At 70.8% G+C, this 2,733-nt stretch carries 4 protein-coding genes; 1 reads left to right on the forward strand and 3 read right to left on the reverse strand.

The annotated features are described in order from the left end of the window. A partial coding sequence (locus PKE44_RS17930) for a ribbon-helix-helix protein, CopG family (protein WP_324553986.1) occupies nt 1-170 on the reverse strand: 170 nt, incomplete at its 3' end. A gap of 340 nt (nt 171-510) precedes the next feature. Here PKE44_RS17930 and PKE44_RS17935 point away from each other — a divergent pair. After that, complete coding sequence (locus tag PKE44_RS17935; protein ID WP_324553980.1) at nt 511-1,776, forward strand: glycerate kinase; 1,266 nt, start codon at nt 511-513, stop codon at nt 1,774-1,776. 114 nt (nt 1,777-1,890) lie between these two features. On the opposite strand, the gene cynS is transcribed toward PKE44_RS17935, so the two are convergent. Further along, nucleotides 1,891-2,340: a cyanase gene (cynS, locus tag PKE44_RS17940; RefSeq protein WP_324553982.1), complete on the reverse strand. Its 450-nt coding sequence runs from the start codon at nt 2,338-2,340 to the stop codon at nt 1,891-1,893. Nucleotides 2,341-2,444: 104 nt separating this feature from the next. Beyond that, the coding region (locus PKE44_RS17945) for a hypothetical protein (RefSeq protein WP_324553984.1) at nt 2,445-2,733 on the reverse strand (289 nt) is incomplete at its 5' end.

The raw sequence follows: 2,733 nt of genomic DNA on the forward strand, positions 1-2,733 counted from the left end.
CGGCCGTCGAACAGCGGATAACGCTCGCTGACATAACGCTCCGCCGCCTCGCGGATCACCCAGGCCACCGACACCTTCTTCTGCGCAGCGATGCGCACCAGTTCCTCATAGAGCGTCGGCGGAAAGCTCACCGAGGCGCGGGTGCTGCGGGCGGTGGAGGTATCGGTCATGGCGGCGGGGTCCGGATGGCAGCATCTGCACCAGATTACACCACCTTGCTGCACGAACAGCCCCCGCAGCGGCTACGCTCGGATCGGATCCCGCGGCCTGCACGGCGGGCTGCGCGGGTCCCGCTCCCGAGGCGGCCGGCTCCGCCGTGCGGTGCCGCGCACGACTCCTGCCAAATCCCATGCAAATGCGTTGTTCTCCCCCGCTCCCGCAAGCGGCGAGGGGCTGAAAAGACGGTGTGTTCCGATGTGATCGGTATCACCGGGCTTGTCACGCGCTGGCGCTGCGGATGGTTGGTACGCAGCGCCGATCCGTTTCCAGATGCCTGCGGAGACCGCCTCCATGCCCCCCGAATCCCCCGCCGGACTGCTGCGCGCGCTGTTCGATGCCGCGGTCGCCGCCGCCCAGCCGGCGCTGAGTCTCGCCGCCTTCCTGCCCGAAGCGCCGCGCGGGCGTACCGTCGTCATCGGTGCCGGCAAGGCGGCGACGACGATGGCGCAGGCGCTCGATGCCGCGTGGCCCGCAGCGCTGTCCGGCGTCGTCGTCACGCGCCACGGCCAGCGCCAGCCGTGCCGGCGCATCGAGGTCCTCGAAGCCGCGCACCCGGTGCCGGATGCGCACAGCGTCGCGGCGGCTGCGCGCATGCTCGATGCGGTGCGCGGGCTCGGCGCCGACGATCTGGTGATCTGCCTGATCTCCGGCGGCGGCTCGTCGCTGCTGGTGCAGCCGGCCGCGGGGCTGACGCTCGCCGACAAGCAGGCGATCAACCGCGCGCTGCTCGCGAGCGGCGCCGACATCGCGGCGATGAACTGCGTGCGCAAGCATCTTTCGGCGATCAAGGGCGGGCGGCTGGCCGCGGCCTGCGCGCCGGCGCGGGTCGTGACGCTGGCGATCTCCGACGTGCCCGGCGACGAGCCGGCGGTGATCGCCTCCGGGCCGACCGTGGCGGATGCGACGAGCTGCACCGATGCGCTGGCGATCCTCGATCGCTACCGCATCACCCTGCCGCCGGCCGTGCGCGCGGCGCTCGAAGCCGGCGAGCTGGAAACGCCGAAGCCGGACGATCCCTGCTTCGCGCGCTGCGAGTACCACCTGATCGCGACGCCGATGCGCTCGCTCGAAGCCGCCGCGGCGGTGGCGCGCGCTGCCGGCGTCACGCCGCTGATCCTCGGCGATGCGCTCGAAGGCGAGGCCGCCGAGGTCGCGAAGGTGCACGCCGGCATCGCCCGCTCGATCGCGCAGCACGGCCGGCCGCTCACCGCACCCTGCGTGCTGCTCTCGGGCGGCGAGACCACGGTAACGGTGCGCGGACGCGGGCGCGGCGGGCGCAACGTCGAGTTCCTGCTCGCGCTCGCCGTCGCGCTCGACGGCCATCCGCGCGTGCACGCGCTCGCCGCCGACACCGACGGCGTCGACGGTGCCGAGGACATCGCCGGTGCGCTGTGCGACCCGACCACCCTCGCCCGCGCCCGCGCGCTCGGCATCGACCCGAAGGCGAGCCTCGCCGACAACGACGGCCACGGCTTCTTCGGCGCGCTCGGCGATGCGCTCGTCACCGGCCCGACCGACACCAACGTCAACGACTTCCGCGCGATCCTGGTGCGCTGAGCCACGGGCCGCATGCCGATCCCGCGCGAATGCGTGGTTGGCCGCCCTCTCCCCAGACCCTCCCCCGCCAGGGGGAAGGGGCGGAAAGGACCGGCTGTTGCGCCGGGATCGGGCTCAGTAGCTCTTGTACGGCAGGAACTTGCCCGACAGCACGACGTGCACGCGGTCGCCCTTGGGGTCGGGTTCGCGCGAGATGTCCATCGAGAAGTCGATCGCACTCATGATGCCGTCGCCGAATTCCTCGTGGATCAGTTCCTTGATGGTCGTGCCGTAGACGTTGACGATCTCGTACCAGCGATAGATCAGCGGATCGGTCGGCACCGCGCTCGGCAGCGAGCCCTTGTACGGCACGATCTGCAGCCACGCGACCGCCTCGTCGGACAGTTCGAAGATCTCGCCGACGATGCCGGCCTGGGTCTTGTCGAGCGTCATCTGGCCGAGGCAGGCGGCCGTCGTCCATTCCTTGCTGAGGCCGACCTTTGCGGCCACTTCGGCCCAGCGGATGCCTTTGCGGACCTTGGCGGCCAGGATCATCTTCGTGACTTCACTGCGATCGCTGATCATCGGCGACGGACTCCGGGGTGACAGGACGGGGATGGCCAGGCACGGCCCGCCGCCGTGCTGCATTGCGGCGGGCACCCGGCGAAGACTGGCACGGCCGCCGGCGATCACACGCAGATGCGCGGTTTTTTCTTCCCATGACGCCTGACCCACGCGCGGCAGGCGGCCGCAAGGCGCAGCCTTGCACGGCGATCGGCAGGCGCCGGTCGAGGCGCCGGCGGCAGCCGGCGCAGTCCGGCACCGGACACGGCGATGCGCACTTGCGGGCGTGTGAGCCGCGGTTTAATCGACTTGAACCGCACTTGCGCCCGTGTGACCCATGCTTCGATCGTCCTGGACTGCAGTTCCATGCACCTGACCCGTGCATCCATTGATCTGGACTGCAGTTCCATGCAC

This window comes from Plasticicumulans sp., assembly GCF_035331805.1.
GTDB lineage: Bacteria > Pseudomonadota > Gammaproteobacteria > Competibacterales > Competibacteraceae > Plasticicumulans.

Excerpts from the sequence above, each read along its gene's own strand:
- PKE44_RS17935 (WP_324553980.1), top strand. The coding sequence starts at position 511 with ATGCCCCCCGAATCCCCCGCCGGACTGCTGCGCGCGCTGTTCGATGCC.
- cynS (WP_324553982.1), bottom strand. The coding sequence starts at position 2,340 with ATGATCAGCGATCGCAGTGAAGTCACGAAGATGATCCTGGCCGCCAAG.